This is a genomic window from Mycobacterium sp. NPDC051804 (assembly GCF_044452905.1).
Classification (GTDB): Bacteria; Actinomycetota; Actinomycetes; order Mycobacteriales; family Mycobacteriaceae; genus Mycobacterium.
Genome location: NZ_JBITCD010000006.1, coordinates 183,209 through 209,921, shown reverse-complemented (window position 1 = coordinate 209,921; position 26,713 = coordinate 183,209). Strand labels below are relative to the sequence as shown.

The following is a 26,713-nucleotide window of genomic DNA, read 5'->3' as shown; positions in this document are numbered from 1 at the left end:
CTGCCTGCGTCGTCAACTATGTTCGCCTATGTGGAGCCACCCCACACCTACATACGGGAGGCATCCGCTTCGGTGGCACACCACGCGGACTACCTCGACCGGCGCGACAACCATGCGCTCTGCGGAGCGGCGATCGCGGGCGCGATAACGCTGACCGAGGTTGACGCCGTCTGCCCGGACTGCGAAGAGAAGCTGGTGCTGTACCACCTCGAGTGGTGGCGCTCGAAAGCCCTGGCGGCATCCGCGGAAGTCGAGGAATTACGCGCGAAGTACGGCGAGGCAGCGGAGGTTGAGCAGGAGCCGGACTCGATCGAGGAACCGGCCGAGAAAGAGCCGACGACCCTGCTCGACCACGCCCGCCGAGAACTCACGAGACTCTGCCGCGAATTCGACGACGACGTCCCCTACTTCCGACTCAAGAACACCATGCAGGCCTTCAGCGACCGGCTGGAGTCCGACGAGCGTGTGCTTCTTGCGCAGGAGATCGGCGGCGACGGCACCCTAATACGTTGGTCGACAACAGAAGTCGAAGCCCTCGGATGGCACGTCAGCAACAGCCCCGTGCAAGGAGACTCCGAAGCGCAATGGGACGCCTGGGTTCAGGATCCCTACCCGCCGGCCAAGAAGGCGAAGCGGCGGTTCGGCCGCTCGCGCTGAGGCACTACATCTTTTGCACCGCTGCGGCCCTCCTCGCTGATTTACTCACGAAGGCCGGGCTACATCATTTGCCCCATAGACGCCCCACAAGACGCATCTTTCGCCCGATGAGCACGGCATGGCCGCAGCCATAACGTCGTCATCACCCGGCAAGGAGCCGAGAAACAACGAACGGCATAGACATGAACGCCATCAGCACCGTCAAGAACAACGTCATCTGCAGCGCGACCGGCAGCCACCTCAAGGCTGTCAGCTAAATGTCCAGCGCAGGATCCACCCACATGCCCGAGAACCTCGTTCTTGGTGCGGCGCTGAGCTCGCTCTCGTTCTTCGGCACCGCAGTGATGAGTGCAATGGTGAAAGCTACCGAAGCGCTGACGTCGGCAGCGGTCATCTTGCTCTTCCAGAACCTCATCTGCTTTCTGCTCATCCTCCCGTTCGCCTTGCGCGGCGGATGGTCGTCAGTGAAAACCGAGAAGCCAGGCCTGCACATCCTGCGGGCGGTCGCCGGGACCGGAGCGTGGTACGCCCTCTTCATCGCCATCACGATGATGCCGCTGACAAATGCGACGCTGTTGACGTTCAGCGCTCCGCTGTGGATGCCCGCTATCGCCTGGGCGTTCTTCCGCGAAAAAGCCGCGAAGGCAACGTGGTTCGGCGCTGCCGTCGGCTTCATCGGAATCGTCCTGGTCCTGCAACCCACCCATCAGACGTTCAACATCGGTGCGCTCATCGCGATGGCCGGCGCGATATCCCTTGCCGTCGCCTGCATCTCGGTGCGCCGGCTGGGAGGGACCGAGCCCACATCGCGAATTCTGTTCTACTACTTCGGCATCTCCACTCTGCTTTGCCTGCCGTTCGCCATCAGCGACTGGCACACCTTTGGGCTGCGCGGATCCGTCTACATGGTCGGTATCGCCTTGATATTGCTGATCAGCCAGGCGCTCATCGTCCTCGCCTATCGCTACGCGTCGGCCGTCAAGGTCGCGCCCTTCGTTTACACCGTCATCGTCTTCACGGCCCTGATCGACTGGTTCCTCTGGAACCATGCGCCCACGCTCGGCGTCGTCCTCGGCATCGCGCTCGTAATCGGCGGCGGAATCATCGCGATCCGCAGGCAAGGGTCCGTCGGCCCGATGGAAACCGTTAAAGACGACGACCCGGCCGTCAAGAAACCGTTAAGGCCGGTATTAACACCCTGAGCTGCGGCGATTCTTCTACAGGTCGCCGAAATCCGGCGGCCCGTAAACGTCTCGGAGTGTCATGTCCGTCTTGGTGTACATCGCGTTGACCGTGGCGGTCTTCGCCGTCTTCGGCCTCATTCAGAAGTGGGCCGAGGGGCTGTGATCGACAACGTCATCGGCCTCGTGCTGGCGGTCCTCATCGCGGTGTTCCTCTTCGCCGCCCTGCTCTTCCCCGAGCGGTTCTAAGTGAGCACCACCACCGCGGGGATCCTCTTCCTCGTCTCGCTCATCATCGGCCTGGCCGTTGTCCACGTGCCGCTCGGCGACTACATCTACCGCGTGTATTCCTCGGAACGGCATCTGCGCGGCGAGCGCGTCGTCTACCGACTGATCGGTGCCGACCCCAAGGCCGAACAAACCTGGGGCGCCTACGCCCGCAGCGCGCTGGCGTTCTCGGCGATCAGCCTGCTGTTCCTCTTCATCCTCCAGCTGGTTCAGGGCAAGTTGCCGTTGCACCTCAACGATCCGGGCACCGAGATGACCCCGGCGCTGGCGTGGAACACCGCGGTCAGCTTCGTCACCAACACCAACTGGCAGGCCTATTCGGGTGAGTCAACCCAGGGCCACCTGGTGCAGATGGCCGGTCTGGCCGTGCAGAACTTCGTCTCCGCCGCGGTCGGTATGGCCGTGGCGATGGCATTCTTGCGCGCGCTTGCCCGCCGCAACACCACCGAGTTGGGCAACTTCTGGGTCGATCTCATCCGTGGATCCATCCGAATCCTGTTGCCACTCTCGGTAATCGGAGCGCTCATCCTCATCGTCGGCGGCACCATCCAGAACTGGGATCTGCACACGACGGTCGCCACCACGCTGGCCGGCGGTCAGCAGACCATCCCCGGTGGCCCGGTCGCCAGCCAGGAAGTCATCAAGCTGCTCGGCACCAACGGCGGCGGATTCTTCAACGCCAACTCCGCACATCCCTTCGAGAATCCGACCGCGTGGACCAACTGGATCGAGATCTTCCTGCTGTCCTGCATCGCGTTCTCCCTGCCACGCACGTTCGGACGCACGGTCGGCAGTCGCAAGCAGGGCTACGCGATCGTCGCGGCGATGTCCGTCATCGCGCTGATCAGCATGACGCTGATCATGACCTTCCAGGTCCAGGCGCACGGCACGGTCCCAACCGCCGCGGGCTCGGCGATGGAAGGTGTCGAACAGCGTTTCGGCGTACCGGATTCCGCGGTGTTCGCCGACCTGACGACGTTGACGTCCACCGGCGCGGTGAACTCGTTCCACGATTCCTACACCAGCCTCGGCGGCATGATCACGATGTTCAACATGCAACTCGGCGAGGTCGCACCGGGCGGCGTGGGCTCGGGCCTGTACGGCATGCTCGTGCTGGCGATCATCACGGTGTTCGTCGCAGGCCTGATGGTCGGTCGCACCCCGGAGTACCTCGGCAAGAAGATCACCCCGCGTGAGATCAAGCTCGCGGCAACGTACTTCCTCATCACCCCGCTGATCGTGCTGACCGGGACCGCGGTGGCGATGGCGATGCCGGGTCAACGCGCCAGCATGCTCAACACCGGGCCGCACGGGCTCTCGGAGGTGCTGTACGCCTTCACCTCGGCGGCCAACAACAATGGGTCGGCGTTCGCGGGAATCTCGGTCAACACGGAGTGGTACAACACCGCGCTCGGGCTGGCGATGCTGTTCGGCCGGTTCCTGCCGATCATCTTCGTGCTGGCACTCGCCGGTTCACTGGCCAAACAGGGCAAGACACCCGACTCCGTCGGCACGCTGCCGACGTACCGGCCGCAGTTCGTCGGCATGGTCGCCGGTGTGACGTTGATCCTGGTCGCCCTGACCTTCCTTCCCATGCTCGCGCTGGGACCCCTCGCTGAAGGAATCCACTGATGTCCGTGACCCTGGAAAACCCCGCGCCTGCACGGCCGAAGGCGAATGCGCCCAAACGTATTCAGGGCGGGCTGCTCGACCCGAAGATGCTGTGGCGCTCGACGCCCGACGCGCTGCGCAAGCTCGACCCCCGCACGCTGTGGCGCAACCCCGTCATGTTCATCGTCGAGATCGGCGCCGCGTGGAGCACCGCGCTCGCCATCATGGATCCGTCCTGGTTCGCCTGGCTGATCGTCGTATGGCTCTGGCTCACGGTGATCTTCGCCAACCTGGCCGAGGCGGTGGCCGAGGGCCGCGGCAAGGCGCAGGCCGAGTCATTGCGTAAGACCAAGACTGCGACGATGGCGCGACGCCTCGTCGGCTGGGCGCCGGGCAGGCCGGGTCACGAAGAGGAGGTCGCCGCACCGCTGCTGCAACAGGGCGACGTCGTGGTGGTCGAGGCGGGCCAGCCCATCCCTGGAGACGGTGACGTCGTCGAAGGCATTGCCTCTGTGGACGAGTCGGCGATCACCGGTGAATCCGCCCCCGTCATCCGCGAATCCGGCGGTGATCGCTCCGCCGTCACCGGCGGCACCACGGTGCTCTCGGACCGCATCGTCGTCAAGATCACGCAGAAGCAGGGTGAGAGCTTCATCGACCGGATGATCGCGCTAGTCGAGGGCGCCAACCGGCAGAAGACGCCCAACGAGATCGCGCTCAACATCCTGCTGGCCTCGCTGACCATCATTTTCGTGTTCGCCGTTGCGACCCTGCAGCCACTGGCCATCTATTCCAAGGCCAACAATCCGGGCGTCGCGGACTCGTTGGCGCTGGGCGGCAACGGCGTCAGCGGCATCGTGATGGTCGCACTGCTGGTGTGCCTCATCCCGACGACGATCGGGGCGCTGCTGTCGGCGATCGGCATCGCCGGAATGGACCGGCTGGTGCAGCGCAACGTGCTCGCCATGTCCGGGCGCGCCGTGGAGGCTGCCGGTGACGTCAACACCCTGCTGCTCGACAAGACCGGCACCATCACGCTGGGCAACCGGCAAGCCGCGGCGTTCGTACCGCTCGCCGGGATAGCACCTGAAACTCTGGCCGACGCCGCGCAGCTGTCCAGCCTCGCCGACGAAACGCCGGAGGGACGGTCGATCGTCGTGTTCGCCAAACAGGAGTACGGTCTGCGGGCACGCACATCCGGCGAGCTCGACACTGCCCGTTGGATCGAATTCAGCGCCACCACAAGGATGTCCGGTGTCGATCTGAAGGATCACAAGCTGCGCAAGGGCGCGGCGAGCACCGTGGCCGAGTGGGTGCGCTCCGAAGGCGGGATCGTCCCGACCCAGCTGGGCGACATCGTCGACGGCATCTCCGCCGCCGGTGGCACTCCGCTTGTCGTGGGGCAGGTGTACCAGGGTCAAGCCGAAGTGCTCGGCGTCATCCACCTCAAGGATGTCGTCAAACAGGGCATGCGGGAACGCTTCGACGAGATGCGCCGCATGGGCATCCGCACCGTGATGATCACCGGCGACAACCCGTTGACCGCCAAAGCCATTGCCGACGAGGCGGGCGTCGACGACTTCCTCGCCGAGGCCACGCCGGAAGACAAGATGGCGCTCATCAAGAAGGAGCAAGCCGGCGGCAAGCTCGTCGCGATGACCGGCGACGGCACCAACGACGCACCCGCGCTCGCGCAGGCCGACGTCGGCGTCGCGATGAACACGGGCACCTCGGCGGCCAAAGAGGCCGGCAACATGGTCGATCTGGACTCCGACCCGACCAAGCTCATCGAGATCGTCGAGATCGGCAAGCAGTTGCTCATCACCCGCGGTGCGCTGACGACGTTCTCGATCTCCAACGACATCGCGAAGTACTTCGCGATCATCCCGGCGCTGTTCGTCGCGATGTTCCCCGGCCTCGACCTGCTGAACATCATGCGGCTGCATAGCCCGCAGTCGGCGATCCTGTCGGCGGTGATCTTCAACGCGTTGGTCATCATCGCGCTGATCCCGTTGTCGCTGCGGGGAGTTCGTTACACACCGGCCAGCGCGTCAAAGCTGTTGAGCCGCAACCTCTACATCTACGGCCTCGGCGGAATCATCGCCCCGTTCATCGGCATCAAGCTGATCGACCTCGTCATCCAACTCTTCCCGGGAATGTGACCATCATGCGTTCAAACTTCGTTCGTCAACACTGGGCGGCACTGCGCGCCGTGCTGGTACTCACCGTCATCCTCGGCATCGCCTATCCGGTGGTCATCTGGCTGGTGGCGCAGCTGCCCGGCCTCAACGACAAAGCCAACGGCTCGCTCGTCGAGGTCGACGGAAAACTGATGGGCAGCAGCCTGATCGGCCAATCGTTCACCGACGCCGACGGCAACGCGCTGCCGCAGTACTTCCAGAGCAGACCGTCGGCGGCCGGCGACGGGTACGACACGTTGGCCACCAGCGCGAGCAACCTCGGACCGGAGAGCATCGTCGATACACCGGACAAGCCGAGCCTGCTCACCCTCGTCTGCGAGCGCAGCGCCGCCGTCGGCAAGACCGAAGGAGTCGACGGCGCACGACCTTTCTGCACCGGCGGCGGCGTGGGCGCGGTGCTGTCGGTGATCGGCCCGCGCGACGCCCGGGGCAACGTCGTCAGGCCGACGCGGGTCGTCAGCGTCAACGAGCCGTGCGCGACCACACAGACTCCGTTCCTGGATACCTACGAAGGTGTGCGCGTCGAGTGCACAGCGTCGGGCGAGGACTACAGCATCGGAGCGCTCGTTCCGATCCGCGGCAGCGCACCCGCCGTTTCCGCGGTGCCCGCCGACGCGGTGACCGCCAGCGGAAGTGGTATCGATCCGCACATCTCGATTCCGTACGCCGACATTCAGATCAACCGGGTCGCCGAGGCGCGCGGCGTCACTCCCGAACAGGTGCGTGACGTGATGGCCGGCCACACCGACGGCAGGTTCCTCGGGTTCGTCGGTGAGCCCACCGTCAACGTGCTGGCGCTCAACCTGGCCCTCGACCAGAAGTATCCGGCGAAGAACTGACGAGACCGGTGGATGATGGGATTGTGACCGACCGTCCCGGCTCCCAGAGAAAGCGTGGTGAGCTGCGCATTTACCTGGGAGCCGCGCCCGGTGTCGGCAAGACCTTCGCGATGCTCGGCGAGGCGCACCGCCGGCGGGAGCGTGGCACCGACGTCGTGGCTGCGGTGGTGGAAACGCACGGCCGCAAGAAGACCGCCGACTTGATCGAGGGCATCGAGATCATTGCTCCGAAGCTCATCGAGTACCGCGGCAAGCAGTTCGCCGAACTCGACGTCGAGGCGGTGCTGCGACGCGCACCTCAGGTTGTCCTCGTTGACGAACTCGCGCACACCAATACCCCGGGCAGCAAGAATCCCAAGCGGTGGCAGGACGTTGAAGAACTGCTCGACGCCGGCATCACCGTCATCTCCACGGTCAACGTCCAGCACCTCGAAAGCCTCAACGACGTCGTCACCCAGATCACCGGCATCGAGCAGCAGGAGAAGGTGCCCGACGAGATCGTTCGCGCGGCCGACCAGATCGAGCTCGTCGACATCACGCCGGAAGCGCTGCGGCGCAGGCTCGCTCACGGCAACGTGTACGCGCCCGAACGCGTCGACGCCGCGCTGTCCAACTACTTCCGTAGGGGCAACCTGACGGCGCTGCGTGAACTCGCCCTGCTGTGGCTGGCCGACCAGGTCGACGCCGCGCTGGAGAAGTACCGCGAAGAGAATCAGATCACCGCGACGTGGGAAGCCCGCGAACGCGTCGTCGTCGCGGTCACCGGCGGCGCGGAATCGGAAACGCTGGTGCGCAGGGCTTCTCGTATCGCGTCGAAGTCCAGCGCCGAACTGATGGTCGTCCACGTGGTCCGCGGTGACGGTCTTTCAGGCGTTTCCGCACCGCAGATGGGATCAGTGCGGGAGCTGGCGACCAGCCTCGGCGCAACGTTGCACACAGTCGTTGGTGACGACGTGCCGAGCGCATTATTGGACTTCGCCCGCGACGAGAACGCCACCCAGTTGGTGATCGGCACGTCGCGGCGGTCGCGGTGGGCGCGGATGTTCGACGAAGGAATCGGTGCCGCCGTCGTCCAACAGTCCGGCTCGATCGACGTCCACATGGTCACGCACCCCGAGGCACGCAAGGGTTCGGCGTGGGCGCGCACATCACCGCGCCAGCACCATCTGGCCTCATGGCTGGCCGCCGTTGTGGTCCCATCCGCGGTATGCGCGCTCTCGGTCTACCTGCTCGATCCGTACCTGGAGGTCGGCGGCGAGAGTGCGTTGTTCATGGTGGGGGTGCTGATCGTCGCGCTGCTGGGAGGTGTTGCGCCCGCGGCGTTGTCGGCGGTGCTGTCGGGAGTGCTGCTGAACTACTTCCTGATCGAGCCCCGCTACACACTCGACATCGCACGGCCCGACAACGCGATCACCAGCGTCGTGCTGCTCGCCGTGGCGGTGGCCGTCGCCGCGCTCGTCGACAACGCCGCCAAACGCACCCGCGAGGCGAGGCGGGCGTCCCAGGAGGCCGAGTTGCTCGCGTTGTTCTCGGGTTCGGTGCTACGCGGTGCGGATCTCGACGCGCTGCTGGAGCGGGTGCGTGAGACGTATTCGCAACGGGCGGTGAGCTTAATGCGCGCGAATGCGGGCATCATCGCGTGCGTCGGCGACAATCCGTGCGTGGACGTCGATTCCGCCGACACCGCCATCGAGGTCGGTGACGACGAGTTCTGGATGCTGATGGCCGGACGCAAGCTGGCTGCCCGCGATCGCCGAGTGCTCACGGCCGTCGCGATGCAGGCGGCCGGGCTGGTGAAGCAGCGCGAGCTCACCGAGGAAGCGGGTAAGGCCGAAGCCATCGCTCGGGCCGACGAATTGCGGCGCTCGCTGCTGTCTGCCGTCAGCCACGACCTGCGCACTCCGTTGGCTGCCGCCAAAGCCGCGGTGTCGAGTCTGCGTAGCGACGACGTCGACTTCTCCGCCGAGGACACCGCCGAACTACTGGCGACCATCGAGGAGTCGATCGATCAGCTGACCGCGCTGGTCGGCAATCTGCTGGACTCGTCGCGATTGGCCGCCGGAGTGCTGAAGCCTGAACTTGGCCCGGTGTATCTGGAGGAGACCGTGCAACGGGCGATCCTCGGAATCAGCAAAGGGACCACGGGGTTCCGTCGCCAGGGCCTGGACCGGGTCAAGGTCGACATCGCGAGCAGTGGAGACGGCGCCGTCGCGATGGCCGACGCCGGACTGCTCGAACGGGTGCTGGCCAATCTGATCGACAACGCGCTGCGGTATGCCCCGGACAGCCCGGTGCGGGTGACCGCGGGCCAGGTCGCCAACCGGGTTCTGATCGCCGTCGTCGATGAAGGTCCCGGTATTCCGCGCGGCGCAGAGGCGCAGTTGTTCGCGCCGTTCCAGCGCCTCGGCGATCACGACACCAGCATCGGTGTCGGCCTTGGTCTTTCGGTGGCGCGCGGCTTCGTCGAGGCGATGGGTGGCACGATCTCGGCGACCGACACCCCTGGCGGCGGGCTCACCATCGAGATCGATCTGGCAGCGGCGCCATGACGACCAAGACCCGGGTTCTCGTCATCGATGACGAACCGCAGATCCTTCGGGCACTGAGGATCAACCTGTCGGTGCGCGGCTACGAGGTGTTCACCGCTGCCAGCGGTGCGGAGGCGCTGCGGCAGGCTGCTGATCACCGCCCCGACGTCGTCGTGCTGGACCTCGGCCTGCCGGACATGTCGGGCATCGACGTGCTCGGCGGGTTGCGCGGCTGGCTCACGGCGCCGGTGATCGTGCTGTCGGCGCGGACCGACTCGTCGGACAAAGTGGAGGCTCTTGACGCAGGCGCCGACGACTACGTCACCAAACCCTTTGGAATGGACGAGTTTCTGGCCCGGCTGCGGGCCGCGGTGCGCCGTGCCACGGCCGCGTCGGACACCGACGAGCCCGTCATCGAGACGTCGTCGTTCACCGTCGACCTGGCCGCCAAGCGAGTCACCAAGAACGGCGCCGAAGTGCATCTGACACCCACCGAGTGGGGCATGTTGGAAATGCTGGTGCGCAATCGCGGCAAGCTGGTCGGCCGCGAGGAACTGCTCAAAGAGGTGTGGGGTCCCGCCTACGCGAAGGAAACCCATTATCTGCGCGTGTATTTGGCGGCGCTACGGCGCAAGCTCGAAGATGATCCGTCACGTCCCGTGCACCTGCTGACCGAAGCCGGGATGGGCTACCGGTTCCAGCAGTGAGCTTTATCGCGTAAGTCTCGGCCGCAGGCGTTCGGGGGCAATCGCAACACCCTGCTCCAGATCTGCGACGAGATCTCGGGCATGCCTGATCAGACCATCGAGATCGATGCCATGCGGAGCGGGGCGATCCCCCTCTTCGAGGTGATCGGCGGCCCGCGTCAGGACACCCGCCGCTCCCCTGGCATTGCCGCGCTGAATGTGGGTGAAGCCAACCGCGAGCTGCGCCAACCCCTGCCACATTCCGCGTTCGCCATCGGGTGCGCTCTTCCAGGCGGCCTCGAGCACCTCATGTGCGTTGAAAGCCAGGCCACGGTCGAGCAGGTCCTGAGCGTAGGTGAGCGAATCGGCTGGAGAGAGATCGAGATCGTCAGGGATGCGCGCGACGCCCTCACTGCCATGCGGCAGCGGACGGCCCAATGCATCGCGCGGTCGGCTGCTGCGCGCGTGGCCGAACTCGTCGCGATCGCGGTCTGTCAAATGCCCGCTGTCTCCTCCGCAAGCGCGATCAGCTTCTTGCGGACCAGATCCGGTCGCTCGTCAACGACGAAGTGGGTGGCATCAACCGTCTCCAGCGTATAGTCGTCAGCCTTCGCGGATTCCGGCGACACCATCGCAAGGGAGACGGCGGCATCACGCTCGCCGAACAGCGCACGGATTGGGACCGTAGCTCGCCGTTCTTCGGGATTCCTTGCGGCCCAGGGTAACTCATGAGTCAAGAACGTGCGGTAGGTATCCCGACCCGCTCGCGCGCTCACCGGATTTCGGAAGCTGTCGGCAAAGACGCGCGCATCCGCAGGGTCTAAATCGGACCCCACCTTGAACATGAAATTCACGATGTTGGTGTGCCGCATCAGCGTGATTCCGGCCGTGGCCAGGGGCGCCTGGTAGTACAGCTTCCACAGATGCGGCAGGACGCTGGTGGGCTTCTGCCAAGGATGCGCCATGTTCATCGGGATATAACCGTCGAACCGCTCGGGCTCGCGCAGGATCATCCGATATCCGGTGTAGGCACCCCAGTCGTGGGCGACGAATAGCACACGCGAAAGCCCGAGCGCGTCGAGCAGCGCAAGCACGTCTGTCGCGAGGTCCTCCTTCGCCATGCGGTGACTGGGCGGCCCCGACCAGCCGTAGCCGGGCAGGTCGGGCGCGATGATTCGCAGGCCTGGTGGTGGGTCGGCCAGCAGATCGCGCCACTCCCAATGGTGCTGCGGCCATCCGTGTAGTGCCAGGACGGGACGGCCGTCGGGCGGGCCGGCCTCGGTGACGTGAAACTTCACCCCGTTCGCTACGACGAACGAGCGGCGCACACCTTCGATCTGGGGCGGTTCGACAGACATAAACCGACTCTAGAGAACCCGGTCGCGCGCTACGGTGCGGGATATGGCCGGGTACCGCGAACTCTTCGACGCCAGCATCTCCGATCCCGCCGTTTTCTGGGCCGATGCCGCCAAGGCCGTCACCTGGATCCGCGACCCGCAACAGATCCTCGACGACTCCAATCCGCCGTTCTACCGGTGGTTTCCCGACGCCGAGATGAATACATGTGCCAACGCGTTGGACCGACACGTTGAAGGCGGCCGCGCCGACCAGCCTGCGCTGATCTACGACTCCCCGGTGACCGGATCGGCGCGCACCTACACCTATCGCGAACTGCTCGACGAGACCGCACGCTTCGCGGGCGTGCTGAAGGGCCTGGGCGTCGGCAAGGGCGATCGCGTGGTGACCTACATGCCGATGGTCCCCGAGGCGGCGATCGCGATGCTGGCCTGCGCGCGTCTGGGCGCCATCCATTCGGTGGTGTTCGGTGGATTCGCGGCGCACGAACTCGCGGCGCGTATCGATGACGTTCGCCCCGCCGTCATCGTCACAGCATCGTGTGGGGTCGAGCCGACCCGGACGGTCAACTACAAACCCATGCTCGACGCCGCACTGGACATCGCCGAGCACGGCGCATCCGCGTGTGTGATCCTGCAGCGCGAGCAGCAGCCGTGTGAGCTCGTCGCCGGGCGCGATCTGGACTGGCACGAACTCATGGCCGACGCCGAACCCGCCGACCCGGTGCCCGTAGCGGCCACCGATCCGCTGTACGTGCTCTACACCTCCGGCACGACCGGTAAGCCGAAGGGCATCGTGCGCGACAACGGCGGACATGCGGTCGCGCTGCTGTGGAGCATGAAGCACATCTACGACATCGAGCCGGGCGATACCTATTGGGCCGCTTCGGATGTCGGATGGGTCGTCGGGCACTCCTACATCGTGTACGGACCGCTGATGCTCGGTGCGACGAGCGTGCTGTACGAGGGTAAGCCCGTCGGCACGCCCGATGCCGGCGCGTTCTGGCGCGTGGCCTCCGAGCACGGGGTCAAGGCGATGTTCACCGCTCCGACGGCGATTCGGGCGATCAAGAAGGAAGACCCCAACGGCGAACTCCTTGCCAAGTACGACCTCTCGTCGCTGAAGTACCTGTTCCAGGCGGGCGAACGGCTGGACCCGGGCACGTACGAATGGGCATCGGAGCGACTCGGCGTCCCGGTGGTCGATCACTGGTGGCAGACCGAGACGGGCTGGTCGATCGCGGCCAATCCGATGGGTGTCGAGGCGCACGGCATCAAGCCAGGTTCGGCGACGGCGGTGATGCCCGGATACGACCTGCGGGTACTCCGCCCGGACGGCTCGGAGTGTGACGCCGACGAGGAAGGCGCAATCTGTGTGCGGCTGCCGCTGCCGCCCGGCACCCTCCCGACGCTGTGGGGTGACGACGACCGCTATGTCGCGTCGTACCTGTCCGCGTTTCCGGGCTACTACCTCACCGGCGATGGCGGGTACAAAGACGCGGACGGCTATCTGTTCGTCATGGGACGCACCGATGACGTCATCAACGTTGCGGGACACCGCTTGTCGACGGGCTCGATCGAAGCGGTACTGGCCACGCACCCTGCGGTCGCGGAGTGTGCGGTGATCGGCGTCGCCGACGAGATCAAGGGTCAGGTGCCGCGCGGGTTCGTCGTCCTCAAGGCGGGTGCGTCGGACGACGGGCTCGCCGAGGAGCTCGTCACCGCTGTGCGCGAGAACATCGGTGCTGTCGCGTGTTTCAAGGTCGTCGACGTCGTTTCGGCACTACCCAAGACTCGCTCCGGAAAGATCCTGCGCAAGACCATGCGCGGGATCGCCGACGGCCGCGACGAGCCGGTGCCGTCGACCATCGAGGATCCCGCGGTGCTCGACGCGTTGAAACCGATTCTGAAGGACTGACTTACGGCGTCGCCGACAGTTCCATCAGCTGCGGGGCGGCCCGCCGGTGGATGGGCCCGGCAATCGCCCAGACTAGCCGCGCAAGGGGTTGCCGGTAGCGCACAAACGTCGTCAACCTCATGGTGACCGGATCGACGCGACGCGCCACCATGGTGCCTCCCATCAGCGGCCCGTCGGCTTCAAGCCGGCACACGCCGGGTTCCGACATCACTACGCGCCAGCCCATCACGTGATCCTGTGACGACGCGGGACCGAGCCGAAACCCCAGAATGTGTCGATGCGCGAGGATCAGTGCCGAGAACCGTTCGGGCGCCACTCGTGACAGGCCGGTGCGTACCACCTCCTCGGCGGTACGGGCGTCAGTCTCGTCGACGGTCACTTCGAAGGCGTCGGCGTAATCCGACGATGGGCTTGGCGATTCAGTCACCTCGCATCGGCGGGCGCCGGGCCGTTCAGTTCGGAGTGTCATGGTTGGAACCTCCTCGCGTGCACAGTAACATACATACATGTCTGTATCTAGATCGCCGGTGCGCCGTACACAGGCCGAGCGCCGCGCCACCACCCGCGCGGCCCTACTCGAGGCTGCGGCACAGGGAATTTCACGCTATGGATACGGCAATCTGGCACTCGAACAGGTGGCCGGCGACGCGGGTTATACGCGCGGAGCGCTGTATCACCAATTCGACGGCAAGGAGGACCTCGCGATGGCCGTCGTCGAATGGGTAGCCGCGACATGGGAAGAGCAGGTGTGGCTGCCGGCCGCCGAACGTGGTGAACCCGTCGATGTGCTGATCGCGCTCGCGCGAGGGCACATCGTGTTCTGCCGCCAGGACATCCCCCGCGTGATGATGGCGCTGCGGGTGGAGTTCGCCGGTCGCGATCATCCGGTCGGCAAGGCCGTCGCCGAGATCGGCAAGGATCTGGTGCGGCGCTTCAGCGCATTGATCACCGCTGGGCGTCGCGAGCGCGCCATACCGGACGGGCCGTCAGCCCGTACGCTCGCGGCAGGGCTCATCGCGGCGCTCGAGGGACTCGCGATCGGAGTGGCGGGTATGCGCGACGACGAGCTGATCGCCGAGCGGATGGTGCGCGGCGTACTGGGAGTGAATTAGCCTCATCCGGCGAGAAGACGCGAAAACCCCCATTGTGTGCGCGAATTGGGGGTTTTCATGTCTGCTCGGCGATCTAACCCTAGCCCCGGCCCGCCAAGTGGCGCTTGAACACCTCATCGAATTGACGGTAGGTGCTGCGCAGTTCGTGGCCCGGCCAGTCCTCAGCTTCCAACTCGGCGGGCAGCAGCGGGTCGAGCTGCAGATGCCGGACGACGGTGATGGACAGCGCAAATTGATAGATGAAGTCGTCGGCCTCAACAGCCTCGACGTCCAACTCGTCGCGCATCGCTACTATCAGCCGCCGCGCATCCGCCGCCCAATCATGAAGGTTGAACAGGGATCTCACAGTCTCTGCAGGAATATCCGTCGCCGCGCCATGGAAGTGCACACACTGCCGGTCCAGCACGGCGCGTAGCGTCGTCAGGCGTTTGGGATCGAGGTTGTCCGGGCGGATCCACACGCCTTCGCGCAACTCAGCGAGGTGCAAACCCGTCGCAGACTTACGCAACGCGAGTCGATCGGCCGCCGACCGTCGATCCAGCGAGACCACCGCCAATTCCCATGTGCCATCCCATGGCAACGCGGAATCGTCATATCGGGCTGCCTCGTCGACACGCTGCCGACGCTCGAGCAACGGACCAGCCAGCGCATAAACCCCGTCGTCGCCGGTGAGCTCACCGTTGGACACCATGCGCCACAGGCAGGTGCGCGCCGCGCCGTCACTGATGCCGAACAGCGACGCGATCCCGACCAGCTCCCCTACCGTGAGATGCGGTTCGTCCGCGCCCAGCAGCGCCGTCGCCAGCACCGATCGTGCGCTCAGCGTGCGGTCGCCGATCAGGTCGGCGACGCGGGCGCGAGAGGCTGCCGGCACTACACGTCCAGCCAGGGCTCACGCCAACTGGGGTATCCGGCAACAAGTTTGGACACCGAGGCCGGACCCCACGATCCGCTCTCATAGGTCTGCAGCTCGGGCGGCGATTCGATCAACGGCTCCACGATCCGCCAGGTCTCCTCCACACCGTCTTCCCGGGCGAACTGCGACGAGTCGCCGCGCATCGCGTCGGACAGCAGCCGCTCGTAGGGTTCGGGCGCCTCTCCAAGTTCCTTGGCGAACGTCAGCGACAGGTCGACGCATCGAGTGGTGTTCGCACCGGGCTCCTTGGCCTGGATGATCATGTCGGTGCCCGGGTTCGGGTCGATGCGCAGCACCAGCTGGTTGGGGTCGGGCCGCTCCGGCATGACTGCGAGCTTGGGCGGACGTTTGAAGAACACCCGGATCTCGGTGGCTCGCACCGGAAGCGCCTTGCCTGCCCGGATGAAGAACGGCACTCCGGCCCATCGCCAGTTGTCGATCTCCAGCTTCAGCGCGGCGAAGGTCTCCGTCTGCGAATCCGGCCGCACTCCCTTGATGGACCGGTATCCGTCGTACTGCCCCCGGATGTAGTGCGCCGGATCGATCGACGGGATCGCGCGGAACACCTCGGCGCGCTTATCGCGTAGGCCGTCGGCACCTGCACAACTCGGCGGCTCGGACGCGAACAGCCCGATCAGCTGAAGCAGGTGGTTCTGCACCACGTCGCGCAGCGCCCCGACGGGGTCATAGAAACTGCCGCGATCCTCCACGCCGAAGTTCTCCGCCATGGTGATCTGCACGCATTGAATGCGGTCGCGATTCCACAGCGGCTCGAACACCGAGTTGGCAAACCGCAGGAACATGATGTCCATCGCCGGTTCCTTGCCGAGGAAGTGGTCGATGCGAAAGATCTGCCACTCCTCGAGCACGCTGCGCAGTTGCGCGTTGAGAGCACGGGCCGATTCCAGGTCGTGGCCGAACGGCTTCTCCACCACCACGCGGGCGCGATCGGTCAGGTTGGCGTGCGCCAAGCCCTCGACGACCATGCCGAACAACGACGGCGGTATCTCGAGGTAGAACACCGGCGTGTGCTTACCCTTGATCGCGCGGGCGACCTTTTCGTAGGTGCTCGCGTCGCCGAAGTCGCCCGACACCATCGAAAGGCGTTGTGCGAAACGGGCGAAGACCTCTTCGTCGATCGTCTCGCCCGCGGTCTCGATCGAACTGCGGGCATGGTCGTGCAGCGTCGCCTCGGACCAGTCGTCAAGGGCGACGCCGACGATCGGGCAGTCCAGCAGCTTGCGCCGCTCGAGCCGGTACAGCGACCGGAAGGTCATCTTTCTGGCGAGGTCCCCGGTTATCCCGAAGATCACCAGTACGTCCGCGGGCGTGGTCGCCGCCGGTGTCGTCATGATGCCTAGTTCTTCTTCTCGGCGTGGCCGCCGAATTCACTGCGCATGGCCGACAACAGCTTGTCGGTGAACTCGCCGAGGTCCCGTGAGGAGAACCGCTCGAACAGCGACGTGGTGATCACCGGAGCGGGCACCCCTTCGTCGACCGCGGCCAGTACCGTCCACCGTCCCTCACCGGAATCCGATACCCGGCCGGTGAAGTCGTCGAGCTGGGGCGAGCGCGCCAGGGCGTCGGCGGTGAGGTCGACCAGCCAGGAGCCGACCACCGATCCGCGGCGCCACACTTCGGCGACCTCGCCGACGTCGATCGAGTACTCGTAGGCCCAGGGGTCGCGCAGCGGGGTGGTTTCGGCGTCCACTGTGCGGTTGACCTTCCCCGCATCGGCGTGCTTGATGATGCTCAGACCCTCGGCGATGGCGGCCATCATCCCGTACTCGACACCGTTGTGCACCATCTTCACGAAATGCCCTGCGCCGCTTGGCCCGCAGTGCAAATAGCCGTCTTGAGCGGTGCCGTCGGTGCGGGTGCGGCCCGGAGTGGGCTCGGCACAGCCCTCTCCCGGCGCGATGGTCTTGAAGATCGGATCGAGGCGTTCGACGACTTCGTTCTCGCCGCCGATCATCAGGCTGTAGCCGCGCTCCAGACCCCACACGCCACCACTGGTGCCGCAGTCCACGTAGTGGATGTTCTTCGTCAGCAGGCTCTTGGCGCGGGTGATGTCGTCACGGTAATAGGAGTTGCCACCGTCGATGACCGTGTCGCCGGGTTCGAGGAGATCCACCAACTGTTCCAGCGTGGAGTCCACCACTGCGGCGGGCAACATGAGCCACACCGCGCGCGGCTTCTCGAGCTTGCCGACGAAGTCACTCAGCGAATCCGCTCCCGCCGCGCCCTCGCCGGCAAGCTCGGACACCGCGTCGGCATTCATGTCGTAGACCACGCAGCGATGCCCGTCGCGCATGAGCCGTCGCACCAGGTTGGCACCCATGCGGCCAAGCCCGATCATTCCCAGTTGCATTGGCGATTCCGTTGCCATGTCTCTCCTCGTGATCGTGGTCCGACACGATGTTAACGCTATCTCACGAAAAGATTGACACGTAGCGTGATTACTGTGATACTTCCGTGGTATGTCCACTCCGACACGGGCGTCGGTTGCTGACGATGTGAATGTCGTCCGCCGCCTCTTGGCGCACATCGACGCGGGTACGACCGACGAAGGCGACGCCTGGCGCGAGCCCGTCGAAAACTATGTGAACCCAACCCGATTCGCCGATGAACTCGCGATGCTGCGTTCCCACCCGAGCGTGTATCTGCCGTCTGCGGCGCTCCCCAAACCCGGTGATCACGTCGAACGCGTCAGCTTCGGCGTCCCGCTGTTCGCAGTACGCGGCCGCGACGGCACTGCACGGGTATTTCGCAACTCGTGCCGACACCGCGGCATGGCCCTCGTTGAGGGCCCGGGATGTGCTCAAGCGCTGGTGTGCCGCTATCACGGCTGGACCTACCGTCTCGACGGTGCGCTGGCGCACGTCCCGCACGCAGATGCGTTCCCCGGCCTGGACATGTCCGCCCGCGGACTGGTCGAGGTCGAAAGCCTCGAGGTGGATGGGTTGATCGTGATCGGCCCGCTGGACTCACCGCATCCGGGCGCGGAGGCCGCGATGTCGGCACTGGCCGACGGCAGCCCGTGGCGCGACAAGCTGGTGCACTCGACGCAGCTCGTCGCCGTGAGGCCGGCGCTGCGCACCATGAACTGGAAGGTGCTCGTCGAGCAGTTCCTCGAGGGCTATCACATCCGCACCACCCACAAGGACACCTTCTACCCGATTCAGTACGACGACCTCAACGTCGTCGAACCCTTCGGGCCGAACACCCGAATCACATTCCCGTTCAAGAACATCGAACGGCTGCGTGACCGTCCCGAGTCGACGTGGGAGGTCGGTCATCGCGTCACATACGTGTACCACCTGTTCCCCAACGTGATGGTCGCGACGTTCCCGAACCAGGTACTCGTGATCACCATCGACCCGATCGACATCGATCACACCACCGTCACGATCTACGCGATGGTCACGCCGGAGGTGGTGCAGCGCGCGACGGCCGACCCCCAGACTTCCCAGGACGCGCGAAACCTGCTGAACGAAGGGGGCATCGAGGACAACGAGATGTCGGAAGGCGTGCAACGCGGGCTGCACGCCGGTGCCAACACGTTCGTGGAGTTCGGCACGCACGAGAGCGCGATCGGCCACTTCCACGCGACGCTCGACGACCGGTTGGCGTCAACCCGATGACCGCCTACGAGCACCTGCTCTACGAGCAGCACGGACCTGTCACCGTCATCACCATCAACCGGCCCGAGCGCATGAATGCCATTGGCCCGCAGACACATCGCGAGCTCGTCGACGCGTGGGATCGCTTCCGCGCCGACAACGACGCCCTCGTCGGCGTTCTCACTGGCGCGGGCGATCAGGCGTTCTGCGCAGGCGGCGACCTCAAGGCCGCGCAGGCCGGTGAGCTCGCAATCGACGCGAGCCCCGACGACGGCGTCCTGGGCCCATCGCGCTGGACGCACATCTACAAGCCCACCATCGCCGCGGTCAACGGCGTCGCGTACGCCGGCGGTCTGGAATGGGCCTGCTGGACGGATCTGGCGATCGCCGACGAGCACGCCACCTTCGGCGTGACCTGTCGCCGATGGAACATCGGGCTGGCCGACGGCGGCACCCAGCGGCTCACCCGCATCCTGGGGTATCGCCGCGCAATGGACCTCATCATCACCGGGCGCGTCATCGACGCCCACGAGGCTGAACGCATCGGCCTCGTGAACCGGGTCGTGCCGAGCGGAACGTGCCTGCAGCGCGCCCTCGAACTCGCAGTCACCATCGCGGCACTCCCCCAGCCCGCGCTGCGCACCGACCTGGAGGCCGCTCGCACCGGGCAGGGCCGACCGTTGGACGACGGCCTGCGCATCGAAGCCGAATGCTTCGGGCGGTCCATCTACGCCGCCGAAACGATCGAAGGATTGCGACGGTTCAACGAACGCGACCACCCGGACCTCGCGCCGTCCCGATAACGATAATTGCAGCTAATCGCCGTAACGCGATCGTCGCACCACGTTAGTCTGCTGATCGCGTGGCGGATGTCATCACTGGCCACGCTTGACCCCGACGAGAGGGGCGGCGATGAGCGACAACTCGCGTGCTTACAACAGCGTGTGGCAATTGCGCGGAGACTCCTGGTGCCGGCTGGAAGAGGCCAGCGACAAGCTGTCCCGGCCCTCGTGCAGCGGGGAACTCAAGGACGAGTACATCGCGACCTGCCGCGACCTGCTGACGATCCTGACGCCGCTCGAGCCCTACTGGGCTTATCCGGGCATGCCGCAGTTCTCCCGGGTGTCACGGCTGTTCTCGGCCGGCGACTACGACAAGTTCGGGCAGGCCGTCGGACAGATCAATCGCGCGCTGACCACGGAGTCATACCGCTCCGGCGACGTCGAACACGCGGGCCTCGAAGACCATGAGGTGTTCCCGATCGATCCGCGCCAGCTCGAGAAGCAGGTCGCCACCAACGCCGGCGTTCCCTACTTCGAGGTACTGGTCGTCGAGTCGATGACCGAGGACCAGGAACGCGCACTGCGCAACGAGGTCCGCAACTGGCGCCGCCCCGACGACGAGTTCGTCTTCGAGTTGGTGGTCGTGTCCAGCGGCGACGAGGCGCTGATCGCGGCACTGCTCAACGTCAACCTGCAGGCCGTGGTGATCCGCCGCCGCTTCTCACACCAGTCCACGCGCGACCTGTCGACACTCTCGGAGTTCGTCGACACCAAGATCTCGGGCGAGCTCTCCGACCACAAGTCGCCCGACGAGCGCGTCGAGATCCTTGCTTCCTCCCTATCGCGCCTGCGGCCGGAATTGGACCTCTATCTGATGACGGAGATCGAGGTCGAAGACATCGCCGGACGTCTCGGCCAGTATTTCCGCCGCGTGTTCCACGCCCGCGAAGGCGTGCTCGAACTCCACCTGTCGATCCTGCAGGGCGTGGCCGCGCGGTACCGCACCCCGTTCTTCAACGCGCTCAAGGAGTACAGCCACCGACCCACCGGCGTGTTCCACGCACTGCCGATCTCGCAGGGCAAGTCGATCGTGAACTCGCACTGGATCAAAGACATGGTCGGGTTCTACGGCCTCGACGTCTTCATGGCCGAAACCTCAGCCACCTGTGGCGGATTGGACTCGTTGCTGGAGCCCACGGGACCGCTTCGCGAGGCACAGCAGCTGGCCGCCGAGGCGTACGGGTCGCGTCAGAGTTTCTTCGTCACCAACGGCACGTCGACCGCGAACAAGATCGTCACGCAGTCGCTGGTCGCGCCCGGCGATATCGTGCTGCTCGACCGCAACTGCCATCAGTCACACCACTACGGGATGATGCTCGCCGGTGCGCAAGTGATCTATCTCGAGGCGTACGCGCTGCCGTGCTATTCCATGTACGGAGCGGTGCCGCTGCGGGAGATCAAGTCGAAGCTGTTGGCGCTCAAGCGTGCCGGGAAACTCGATCGCGTGAAGATGATCTCGCTGACCAACTGCACATTCGACGGCATCGTGTACGACGTCAGCCGCGTCATGGAGGAATGTCTGGCGATCAAACCGGATCTCGTGTTCCTGTGGGACGAGGCGTGGTTCGCGTTCGCGCGGTTCCACCCGGTGCTCCGCGAGCGGACCGCGATGGCGGCGGCCAAGGCGCTGCGGGACAAACTGTGCGACGAGGACTATCGCCGCGAGTTCGAGGCGACGCTCGAAGCCGACTCGAAGGCGCCACCGACCGACGAAGAACTGCTGAACCGCAGGCTGATGCCCGACCCGGCCAAGGCACGCGTGCGCGTCTACGCCGCGCAGTCCACGCACAAGACGCTGACCTCGCTGCGGCAGGGCTCGATGATCCACGTCTTCGATCAGGATTTCGGCCAGAAAGTCGCGGAGCCGTTTCACGAGGCCTACATGGCGCACACGTCGACGTCGCCCAACTACCAGATCCTGGCATCGCTGGATCTCGGCCGCCGGCAGGTCGCCCTGGAGGGCTTCGAGCTGGTGCAGCGCCAGATCGAAAACGCCATGCAGCTGCGCGACGCGATCGACAATCACCCGCTGCTGAGCAAGTACATGGCGTGCCTGCGTACCTCGGACTTGATCCCCGACGAGTTCAGGCCGTCGCACATCGAGCAGCCTCTGCGGTCGGGCCTGCGCAACATGATGGCGGCGTGGGATAGCGACGAATTCGCTCTCGACCCGTCGCGCATCACCTTGTCGATCGGCCGGACCGGCTATGACGGTGACACGTTCAAGCGCCAGCAGTTGATGGACCGGCATGGAGTGCAGATCAACAAGACATCGCGGAACACCGTCCTGTTCATGACCAACATCGGCACCACCCGCAGCTCGGTGGCGTTCCTGGTGGAGGTGCTGGTCAAAATCGCCCGCGAGCTCGACGAGCAGGTTTCCGAGATGGGGCTCGGTGAGCGCAGCCGGTTCGAACGTCGCGTCGCACGGCTGACGGCCGCCTCGGCGTCGCAACCCGACTTCAGCGGTTTCCACGACGTCTTCCGCGACCACAGCGGCGCCGAAGCTGTGCCGGAAGGTACACCAGAGGGCGACGTCCGGCGGGCGTTCTACCTGTCGTACGACGACACGAACTGCGAGTACCTGTCCGACGAGGAGATCGTCGCCAAACTGGACGCCGGTATCGACGTCGTCTCGGCGACCTTCGTCACACCGTATCCACCCGGTTTCCCCGTACTGGTACCCGGCCAGGTCTTCAGCAGGGAGATCCTGGCGTTCATTCGCGACCTTGACACACCCGAAATCCACGGCTATCAACCGGATTTCGGCTACCGCGTGTATACGGAAAAGGCGATCGAGACGTGCCGGCCCGCCCAGGTGCCGACCGCCAACGGGCACCGGCCGATTGCCGCTGAACCGCCTGAGACGGCCTCGGCACCCGGCTGACGAGGGCGACGTGGGTCACTGATTCCACGGGTAGGCTCGCCCACGGCCATAACCTCAGTTACCGTTTTCTCGTGGCGACTCCGACTGTGCCCTTCGATTACGCCGAGAAGCAGGCGTCCGATTCGCTACAGGCGGCGTACTTCCGGGATGCACTGGTGGATCAGCGTGCGCTCACTGCTTCCGAGATCATGCGACAGACCCGGAAATTGAACGGAATGTCCACCCGATCGGATGCGCTGGCCATCAGCCAGCTGCGCCGCGACATTCGCGCCAATGACGCCGAGCTGCGCGATCTGGACCGCATGATCGCCGCGCTCGACCGCCGCTTCGCCGCGATCTGGGCTAACCAATAACCTCGAGCCGGTTCGATCAACCGAACCGGCACGAAGGGTGATGGCATAGGCATACGTTGATGGAAGCTGGTGGAAGGAAGTGATCGAATATGCGCGTCCCAGCCTCCAAAGCCCGAACCGGCTGTACCTGTAAATGCCACGGCTGCGCTGCCGGCAGGCACTGTGGCAGCCCCGCCGCGGGCTGCCGCGTCCACAAGTAAAGAATCGCGGCGCCGCGTCGACGCTAGGCGATCGACAGGGCGATGCCGTCGAGGATGTCGTGCTCGCTGACCACGAGCTCGTCGATACCCGCACGGTCGCCCAGCGCATTCGCCAGCTCCTCGACGATGATTGCGCCGCCGCCGATGACGTCCACCCTGCCCTCGTGCATCGGACCGAGGGCGGCGCGTTGTGCACGTGTCATCGCGATCAGCTCATCACAGACGGGAAGTAGTTCGCCGAAACCAACCCGGGACAAGTGGATTGCCTCGGAATCGTAGGTCGTCATCTTGTGCGCAAGTGCCGACACCGTCGTCATCGTGCCCGCCACGCCGACCCACGTGCGGGCCTGTTCGACGGGCACCACGGCGAACGCATCACGCAAACCGTCACGGACCACCTCGCGTGCCGCCGCGACCTCGGCCGCCGCCGGCGGGTCGGAGTGCAGACAGCGCTCTGTCAGGCGCACGCAGCCGATGTCGGCGGAGAAGCTGGCCTCAACGTCACGCACCCCGAGCACCACTTCGGTCGACCCGCCGCCAAGGTCGACAACGACGAAAGGCCCTTGCGCCGCGTCTAATTCGTTGACTGCCCCGCGGAACGACAGTTCAGCTTCCTCGGTCCCGGTGATCACCTCGGCGAGCGCACCCGGCACGACAGCTCCAAGAACCTCCGCGGTCATCGCGAAGAACACATCACGGTTGGACGCATCGCGCGTCGCGGAGGTGGCTACCATCCGAACCGCCGACACCTCATGGGCGTGCAGCAACTCGGCGTAGTCCGTCAGCGCCGCCCTGGTGCGGTCCAATGCGTCGGGAGCGAATTGCCCTGTGGCGTCGACCCCTTGACCCAACCGGACGATCCTCATCTCGCGATGCAGGTCCGCGATCTTGCCGTCGCCGATGTCGGCTATCAACAGCCGGATCGAGTTGGTGCCGCAGTCGATGGCGCCGACCCTACTCATATAGTCCACGTCTCCCGTTCGAGAATTCCCGCCATCGCCGGTTCAGCGGCGAGCACCGCCAACGCCTCGTCGCCGAACGGGTTGGTGCCAGGCCCCTTGGCCAACGAGTGTGCGATCACCACATGCAGACACTTGACCCGGTCGGGCATACCGCCGCCGGAAAACGTTGTGCCCAAGGGCTCTATCGCGTCCCGCTCGGCGAGATACGACTCGTGCGCCCTCCGATACGCGGCAGCCAACTCCGGATCGTTCTGCAGACGCTCGGTCATGTCTCGCATCATGCCCGACGATTCCAGACGGCTGGCCGCCGCAGTCAGCGCGGGATGGGTCAAGTAGTACAGCGTCGGAAAAGGCGTGCCGTCAGGCAATTTCGGTGCCGTCCTGACGACGCCGGGCTCACCGTTGGGGCACCGGTAGGCGATCTCCAGCACACCGCGAGGTTCACGACCCAACTGCGTGGCGACCGCCTCCAGATCCGCCGGCTCAACCACCGGGCGGGGGCGCGTTGTTGGGCGGCGCGGGAGGCGCCGGCACTGGAGCTGGTGGGACGCCGTACGGCTTGTCGGCGATGGTCCCCCACAGCGCGGTGTACCAGGGCTGGTCGGGGTCCACGGTCGCCGGCTCCACGCCGGGCATCGTCGGCACCGCACTTCCCGGAGGCAGCTGCACCTGGTACGGAATCTCGCCCGGCATAACGAATCCGAGACGTTCACGCGCCTGCGCGGCAATGAACACCGGGTCTGCAAACTTGACCTTCTGCTGTTCGAGTTCGGCGATCTGCGCGCGCAGCTGTTCCTCGGTGGCCTTGAGTTGCTTCATCTCGGTGCGCTGGCCGAAGTAGGTGCGCACCGGCCCCGCGATGGTCAGCGTCAGCACGCAGATCACTGCGGCCAGGATCGCGGCCCGTCGCGCCGCGGACCCAAACCGTTGCTCGGACTGCTGTTCGGCCGCAACCGCAATGGATTTGCGGATCGAGTCACCGCTGTCCTTCGACTCAGAAGGTCCAGCCTCGGGCTCAAGCTGCGCTTCGTCCGCGGGTGCCGGGCGCGGCTCGGTGACGCGGGGCTCGCGACGGACCGGCGAAGCGCCACGCGGACGGCCCCGAGATCCCTCGGACTTGCCCGACTTCCCTGGTCGAGAAGTTGGGGATCGCCGCTTGGGGTCGGGCCGCTTCGCTTCTGGCACGGGCTATTTGGTCTCCACCGAATAACGTGGGAAGGCCAGGTCGCCCGCATACCGGGCGGCGTCGCCGAGGGTCTCCTCGATGCGCAGCAGCTGGTTGTACTTGGCCACGCGCTCGCTGCGCGCCGGTGCGCCGGTCTTGATCTGGCCACTGCCCACCGCGACGGCCAGGTCAGCGATCGTCGTGTCCTCGGTCTCGCCGCTGCGGTGACTCATCATCGTGCGGTAGCCGCTGTTGTGGGCGAGCGCGACGGCGTCCAGCGTCTCGGTGAGCGTGCCAATCTGGTTGACCTTCACCAGAAGTGCGTTGGCAGCGCCCCGCTCGATACCGTCCTCCAGCCGCTCTGGGTTCGTGACGAACAGATCGTCGCCGACCAGCTGAATGCGGTCACCGATCGCGGCGGTCAGCGCCACCCAGCCGTCCCAGTCGTCCTCGGACAGCGGATCCTCGATTGACACCAGCGGATACGAGTCGAGCAGACCGGCATAGAACTCGATCATCTGCATGTCGGTCCGGGTCTCTTTCTCGAACTTGTAACCCGTTCCCTCGGTGAAGAATTCGGTTGCCGCGACGTCGAGCGCCAGCGCCACGTCGGACCCGGGCTTGTAGCCGGCGCCCTCGATGGCGGTCAGGATGAGATCCAGCGCGGCCTTGGTGCCCGCGACGTCAGGGGCGAATCCGCCCTCGTCGCCGAGGCCGGTGGACAGGCCCTGCTTCTTGAGTACCGACTTCAGCGAGTGGTACACCTCGGTGCCCCACCGCAGCGCCTCCTTGAAACTAGGGGCTCCGATCGGGGCGACCATGAACTCCTGGACGTCCACGCCAGTGTCGGCGTGCGCGCCGCCATTGAGGATGTTCATCATCGGCACCGGAAGAATGTGGGCGTTGGGGCCACCCAGATAGCGGAACAGCGGCAGCGCGGCGGAATCGGCCGCGGCCTTCGACACTGCCAACGACACGCCGAGGATGGCGTTGGCGCCGAGGCGGGACTTGTCGGGGGTGCCGTCGAGGTCCAGCAGTGCCTGGTCGACGAGTCGCTGATCGTCGGCGCTGAGCCCGATGACGGCGGGAGCGATCTCGTCGAGCACCGCTTCAACGGCCTTCCCGACGCCCTTGCCGCCGTAGCGGGAGCCGCCGTCACGCAGCTCGACCGCCTCGTGTTCACCGGTGGATGCGCCCGACGGCACGGCGGCCCTGGCGAAGGTGCCGTCCAGCAGGGCCACCTCGACCTCGACCGTCGGGTTGCCGCGGGAATCGAGGATCTCGCGGGCTCCGACCTGCTCGATGATGGGCACGTGCGCCTCCGTGGTTTGGGGGTTCGAAAGATTCCTGACGGGGATGAGCCTAGAGGTTGCACCGCGCAGCGGCGTG

Annotated in this window: 24 protein-coding genes; 14 read left to right on the top strand and 10 right to left on the bottom strand. The window is 65.5% G+C overall.

What is annotated here, in order from left to right:
- Positions 1 to 30 precede the first annotated feature (30 nt).
- From ACIA48_RS23865 to ACIA48_RS23830, 8 genes are all read left to right on the top strand, one after another.
- Complete coding sequence (locus ACIA48_RS23865; RefSeq protein ID WP_396737365.1) at positions 31 to 657, top strand: hypothetical protein; 627 nt, start codon at positions 31 to 33, stop codon at positions 655 to 657.
- Between the two features lie 281 nt (positions 658 to 938).
- Positions 939 to 1,859 carry a DMT family transporter gene (locus ACIA48_RS23860; RefSeq protein WP_396737363.1) on the top strand — a complete coding sequence of 307 codons (921 nt, stop codon included), beginning with the start codon at positions 939 to 941 and terminating at the stop codon, positions 1,857 to 1,859.
- Between the two features lie 126 nt (positions 1,860 to 1,985).
- Entirely contained in the window at positions 1,986 to 2,087 is a 102-nt protein-coding gene (kdpF, locus tag ACIA48_RS23855; protein ID WP_396737360.1) for a K(+)-transporting ATPase subunit F, read from the top strand.
- On the top strand, positions 2,088 to 3,758 hold the full coding sequence (kdpA, locus tag ACIA48_RS23850; protein WP_396737357.1) for a potassium-transporting ATPase subunit KdpA: 1,671 nt from the start codon (positions 2,088 to 2,090) through the stop codon (positions 3,756 to 3,758).
- On the top strand, positions 3,758 to 5,899 hold the full coding sequence (gene kdpB / locus ACIA48_RS23845; RefSeq protein ID WP_396737356.1) for a potassium-transporting ATPase subunit KdpB: 2,142 nt from the start codon (positions 3,758 to 3,760) through the stop codon (positions 5,897 to 5,899). The genes kdpA and kdpB overlap by 1 nt, the downstream gene beginning before the upstream one ends.
- A gap of 5 nt (positions 5,900 to 5,904) precedes the next feature.
- Positions 5,905 to 6,777 (top strand): potassium-transporting ATPase subunit C, encoded by an 873-nt coding sequence (locus ACIA48_RS23840; RefSeq protein ID WP_396737353.1) that lies wholly within the window; start codon positions 5,905 to 5,907, stop codon positions 6,775 to 6,777.
- The gene (locus ACIA48_RS23835; protein WP_396738450.1) at positions 6,774 to 9,326 is read left to right on the top strand and encodes a DUF4118 domain-containing protein; all 2,553 of its coding nucleotides are present in this window, start codon (positions 6,774 to 6,776) and stop codon (positions 9,324 to 9,326) included. Before ACIA48_RS23840 ends, ACIA48_RS23835 begins: the two co-directional genes overlap by 4 nt.
- On the top strand, positions 9,323 to 10,012 hold the full coding sequence (locus ACIA48_RS23830) for a response regulator (RefSeq protein WP_396737350.1): 690 nt from the start codon (positions 9,323 to 9,325) through the stop codon (positions 10,010 to 10,012). Before ACIA48_RS23835 ends, ACIA48_RS23830 begins: the two co-directional genes overlap by 4 nt.
- 3 nt (positions 10,013 to 10,015) lie before the next feature.
- Here the strand turns inward: ACIA48_RS23830 and ACIA48_RS23825 are convergent, their stop codons facing one another.
- Both ACIA48_RS23825 and ACIA48_RS23820 read right to left on the bottom strand, forming a co-directional pair.
- Positions 10,016 to 10,489, bottom strand: coding sequence for a DUF309 domain-containing protein (locus tag ACIA48_RS23825; RefSeq protein WP_396737347.1), 474 nt, complete (start codon positions 10,487 to 10,489; stop codon positions 10,016 to 10,018).
- Positions 10,486 to 11,349: an alpha/beta fold hydrolase gene (locus tag ACIA48_RS23820; RefSeq protein WP_396737345.1), complete on the bottom strand. Its 864-nt coding sequence runs from the start codon at positions 11,347 to 11,349 to the stop codon at positions 10,486 to 10,488. Before ACIA48_RS23820 ends, ACIA48_RS23825 begins: the two co-directional genes overlap by 4 nt.
- Before the next feature lie 34 nt (positions 11,350 to 11,383).
- On the opposite strand from ACIA48_RS23820, the gene ACIA48_RS23815 reads away from it, so the two are divergent.
- Positions 11,384 to 13,264, top strand: coding sequence for a propionyl-CoA synthetase (locus ACIA48_RS23815; protein ID WP_396737342.1), 1,881 nt, complete (start codon positions 11,384 to 11,386; stop codon positions 13,262 to 13,264).
- Position 13,265: 1 nt separating this feature from the next.
- On the opposite strand, the gene ACIA48_RS23810 is transcribed toward ACIA48_RS23815, so the two are convergent.
- The gene (locus ACIA48_RS23810) at positions 13,266 to 13,733 is read right to left on the bottom strand and encodes a hypothetical protein (RefSeq protein ID WP_396737339.1); all 468 of its coding nucleotides are present in this window, start codon (positions 13,731 to 13,733) and stop codon (positions 13,266 to 13,268) included.
- A 37-nt stretch (positions 13,734 to 13,770) separates the two neighbouring features.
- Here ACIA48_RS23810 and ACIA48_RS23805 point away from each other — a divergent pair, with 37 nt between their 5' ends.
- Positions 13,771 to 14,376 carry a TetR/AcrR family transcriptional regulator gene (locus ACIA48_RS23805; protein WP_396737336.1) on the top strand — a complete coding sequence of 202 codons (606 nt, stop codon included), beginning with the start codon at positions 13,771 to 13,773 and terminating at the stop codon, positions 14,374 to 14,376.
- 79 nt (positions 14,377 to 14,455) lie between these two features.
- Here the strand turns inward: ACIA48_RS23805 and ACIA48_RS23800 are convergent, their stop codons facing one another.
- From ACIA48_RS23800 to gnd, 3 genes are read right to left on the bottom strand one after another with little or no spacing between them, the layout of a single operon-like run.
- Positions 14,456 to 15,250 carry a PaaX family transcriptional regulator C-terminal domain-containing protein gene (locus ACIA48_RS23800; RefSeq protein WP_396737333.1) on the bottom strand — a complete coding sequence of 265 codons (795 nt, stop codon included), beginning with the start codon at positions 15,248 to 15,250 and terminating at the stop codon, positions 14,456 to 14,458.
- A complete protein-coding gene (zwf, locus tag ACIA48_RS23795; RefSeq protein WP_396737330.1) occupies positions 15,250 to 16,644 on the bottom strand; it encodes a glucose-6-phosphate dehydrogenase in 1,395 nt (464 codons plus the stop codon). Before zwf ends, ACIA48_RS23800 begins: the two co-directional genes overlap by 1 nt.
- A 5-nt stretch (positions 16,645 to 16,649) precedes the next feature.
- The gene (gene gnd, locus ACIA48_RS23790; protein WP_396738448.1) at positions 16,650 to 17,663 is read right to left on the bottom strand and encodes a phosphogluconate dehydrogenase (NAD(+)-dependent, decarboxylating); all 1,014 of its coding nucleotides are present in this window, start codon (positions 17,661 to 17,663) and stop codon (positions 16,650 to 16,652) included.
- A 109-nt stretch (positions 17,664 to 17,772) separates the two neighbouring features.
- On the opposite strand from gnd, the gene ACIA48_RS23785 reads away from it, so the two are divergent.
- The 4 genes from ACIA48_RS23785 (at position 17,773) to ACIA48_RS23770 (ending at position 22,997) form a co-directional block, all read left to right on the top strand.
- Positions 17,773 to 18,936, top strand: coding sequence for an SRPBCC family protein (locus tag ACIA48_RS23785; RefSeq protein WP_396737327.1), 1,164 nt, complete (start codon positions 17,773 to 17,775; stop codon positions 18,934 to 18,936).
- A complete protein-coding gene (locus ACIA48_RS23780) occupies positions 18,933 to 19,718 on the top strand; it encodes an enoyl-CoA hydratase-related protein (protein ID WP_396737324.1) in 786 nt (261 codons plus the stop codon). The genes ACIA48_RS23785 and ACIA48_RS23780 overlap by 4 nt, the downstream gene beginning before the upstream one ends.
- Before the next feature lie 109 nt (positions 19,719 to 19,827).
- Positions 19,828 to 22,644 (top strand): aminotransferase class I/II-fold pyridoxal phosphate-dependent enzyme, encoded by a 2,817-nt coding sequence (locus ACIA48_RS23775; protein ID WP_396737321.1) that lies wholly within the window; start codon positions 19,828 to 19,830, stop codon positions 22,642 to 22,644.
- Positions 22,645 to 22,715: 71 nt separating this feature from the next.
- Complete coding sequence (locus ACIA48_RS23770) at positions 22,716 to 22,997, top strand: hypothetical protein (protein WP_396737318.1); 282 nt, start codon at positions 22,716 to 22,718, stop codon at positions 22,995 to 22,997.
- Positions 22,998 to 23,220: 223 nt separating this feature from the next.
- On the opposite strand, the gene ACIA48_RS23765 is transcribed toward ACIA48_RS23770, so the two are convergent.
- Genes ACIA48_RS23765 through eno form a run of 4 tightly spaced genes read right to left on the bottom strand, consistent with a single transcriptional unit; the run spans position 23,221 to position 26,637 of the window.
- Entirely contained in the window at positions 23,221 to 24,159 is a 939-nt protein-coding gene (locus tag ACIA48_RS23765) for an exopolyphosphatase (RefSeq protein WP_396737316.1), read from the bottom strand.
- Positions 24,156 to 24,650 (bottom strand): DUF501 domain-containing protein, encoded by a 495-nt coding sequence (locus ACIA48_RS23760; RefSeq protein ID WP_396737313.1) that lies wholly within the window; start codon positions 24,648 to 24,650, stop codon positions 24,156 to 24,158. The genes ACIA48_RS23765 and ACIA48_RS23760 overlap by 4 nt, the downstream gene beginning before the upstream one ends.
- On the bottom strand, positions 24,643 to 25,344 hold the full coding sequence (locus ACIA48_RS23755) for a septum formation initiator family protein (RefSeq protein ID WP_396737310.1): 702 nt from the start codon (positions 25,342 to 25,344) through the stop codon (positions 24,643 to 24,645). The genes ACIA48_RS23760 and ACIA48_RS23755 overlap by 8 nt, the downstream gene beginning before the upstream one ends.
- Before the next feature lie 3 nt (positions 25,345 to 25,347).
- Positions 25,348 to 26,637: a phosphopyruvate hydratase gene (gene eno / locus ACIA48_RS23750; protein WP_396737307.1), complete on the bottom strand. Its 1,290-nt coding sequence runs from the start codon at positions 26,635 to 26,637 to the stop codon at positions 25,348 to 25,350.
- Positions 26,638 to 26,713: the final 76 nt, after the last annotated feature.

Excerpts from the sequence above, each read along its gene's own strand:
- gnd (WP_396738448.1), bottom strand. The coding sequence starts at position 17,663 with ATGCAACTGGGAATGATCGGGCTTGGCCGCATGGGTGCCAACCTGGTG.
- ACIA48_RS23765 (WP_396737316.1), bottom strand. The coding sequence starts at position 24,159 with ATGAGTAGGGTCGGCGCCATCGACTGCGGCACCAACTCGATCCGGCTG.
- kdpB (WP_396737356.1), top strand. The coding sequence starts at position 3,758 with ATGTCCGTGACCCTGGAAAACCCCGCGCCTGCACGGCCGAAGGCGAAT.
- ACIA48_RS23805 (WP_396737336.1), top strand. The coding sequence starts at position 13,771 with ATGTCTGTATCTAGATCGCCGGTGCGCCGTACACAGGCCGAGCGCCGC.
- ACIA48_RS23820 (WP_396737345.1), bottom strand. The coding sequence starts at position 11,349 with ATGTCTGTCGAACCGCCCCAGATCGAAGGTGTGCGCCGCTCGTTCGTC.
- zwf (WP_396737330.1), bottom strand. The coding sequence starts at position 16,644 with ATGACGACACCGGCGGCGACCACGCCCGCGGACGTACTGGTGATCTTC.
- ACIA48_RS23830 (WP_396737350.1), top strand. The coding sequence starts at position 9,323 with ATGACGACCAAGACCCGGGTTCTCGTCATCGATGACGAACCGCAGATC.
- ACIA48_RS23785 (WP_396737327.1), top strand. The coding sequence starts at position 17,773 with ATGTCCACTCCGACACGGGCGTCGGTTGCTGACGATGTGAATGTCGTC.
- ACIA48_RS23780 (WP_396737324.1), top strand. The coding sequence starts at position 18,933 with ATGACCGCCTACGAGCACCTGCTCTACGAGCAGCACGGACCTGTCACC.
- ACIA48_RS23840 (WP_396737353.1), top strand. The coding sequence starts at position 5,905 with ATGCGTTCAAACTTCGTTCGTCAACACTGGGCGGCACTGCGCGCCGTG.
- ACIA48_RS23810 (WP_396737339.1), bottom strand. The coding sequence starts at position 13,733 with ATGACACTCCGAACTGAACGGCCCGGCGCCCGCCGATGCGAGGTGACT.
- ACIA48_RS23860 (WP_396737363.1), top strand. The coding sequence starts at position 939 with ATGCCCGAGAACCTCGTTCTTGGTGCGGCGCTGAGCTCGCTCTCGTTC.
- ACIA48_RS23775 (WP_396737321.1), top strand. The coding sequence starts at position 19,828 with ATGAGCGACAACTCGCGTGCTTACAACAGCGTGTGGCAATTGCGCGGA.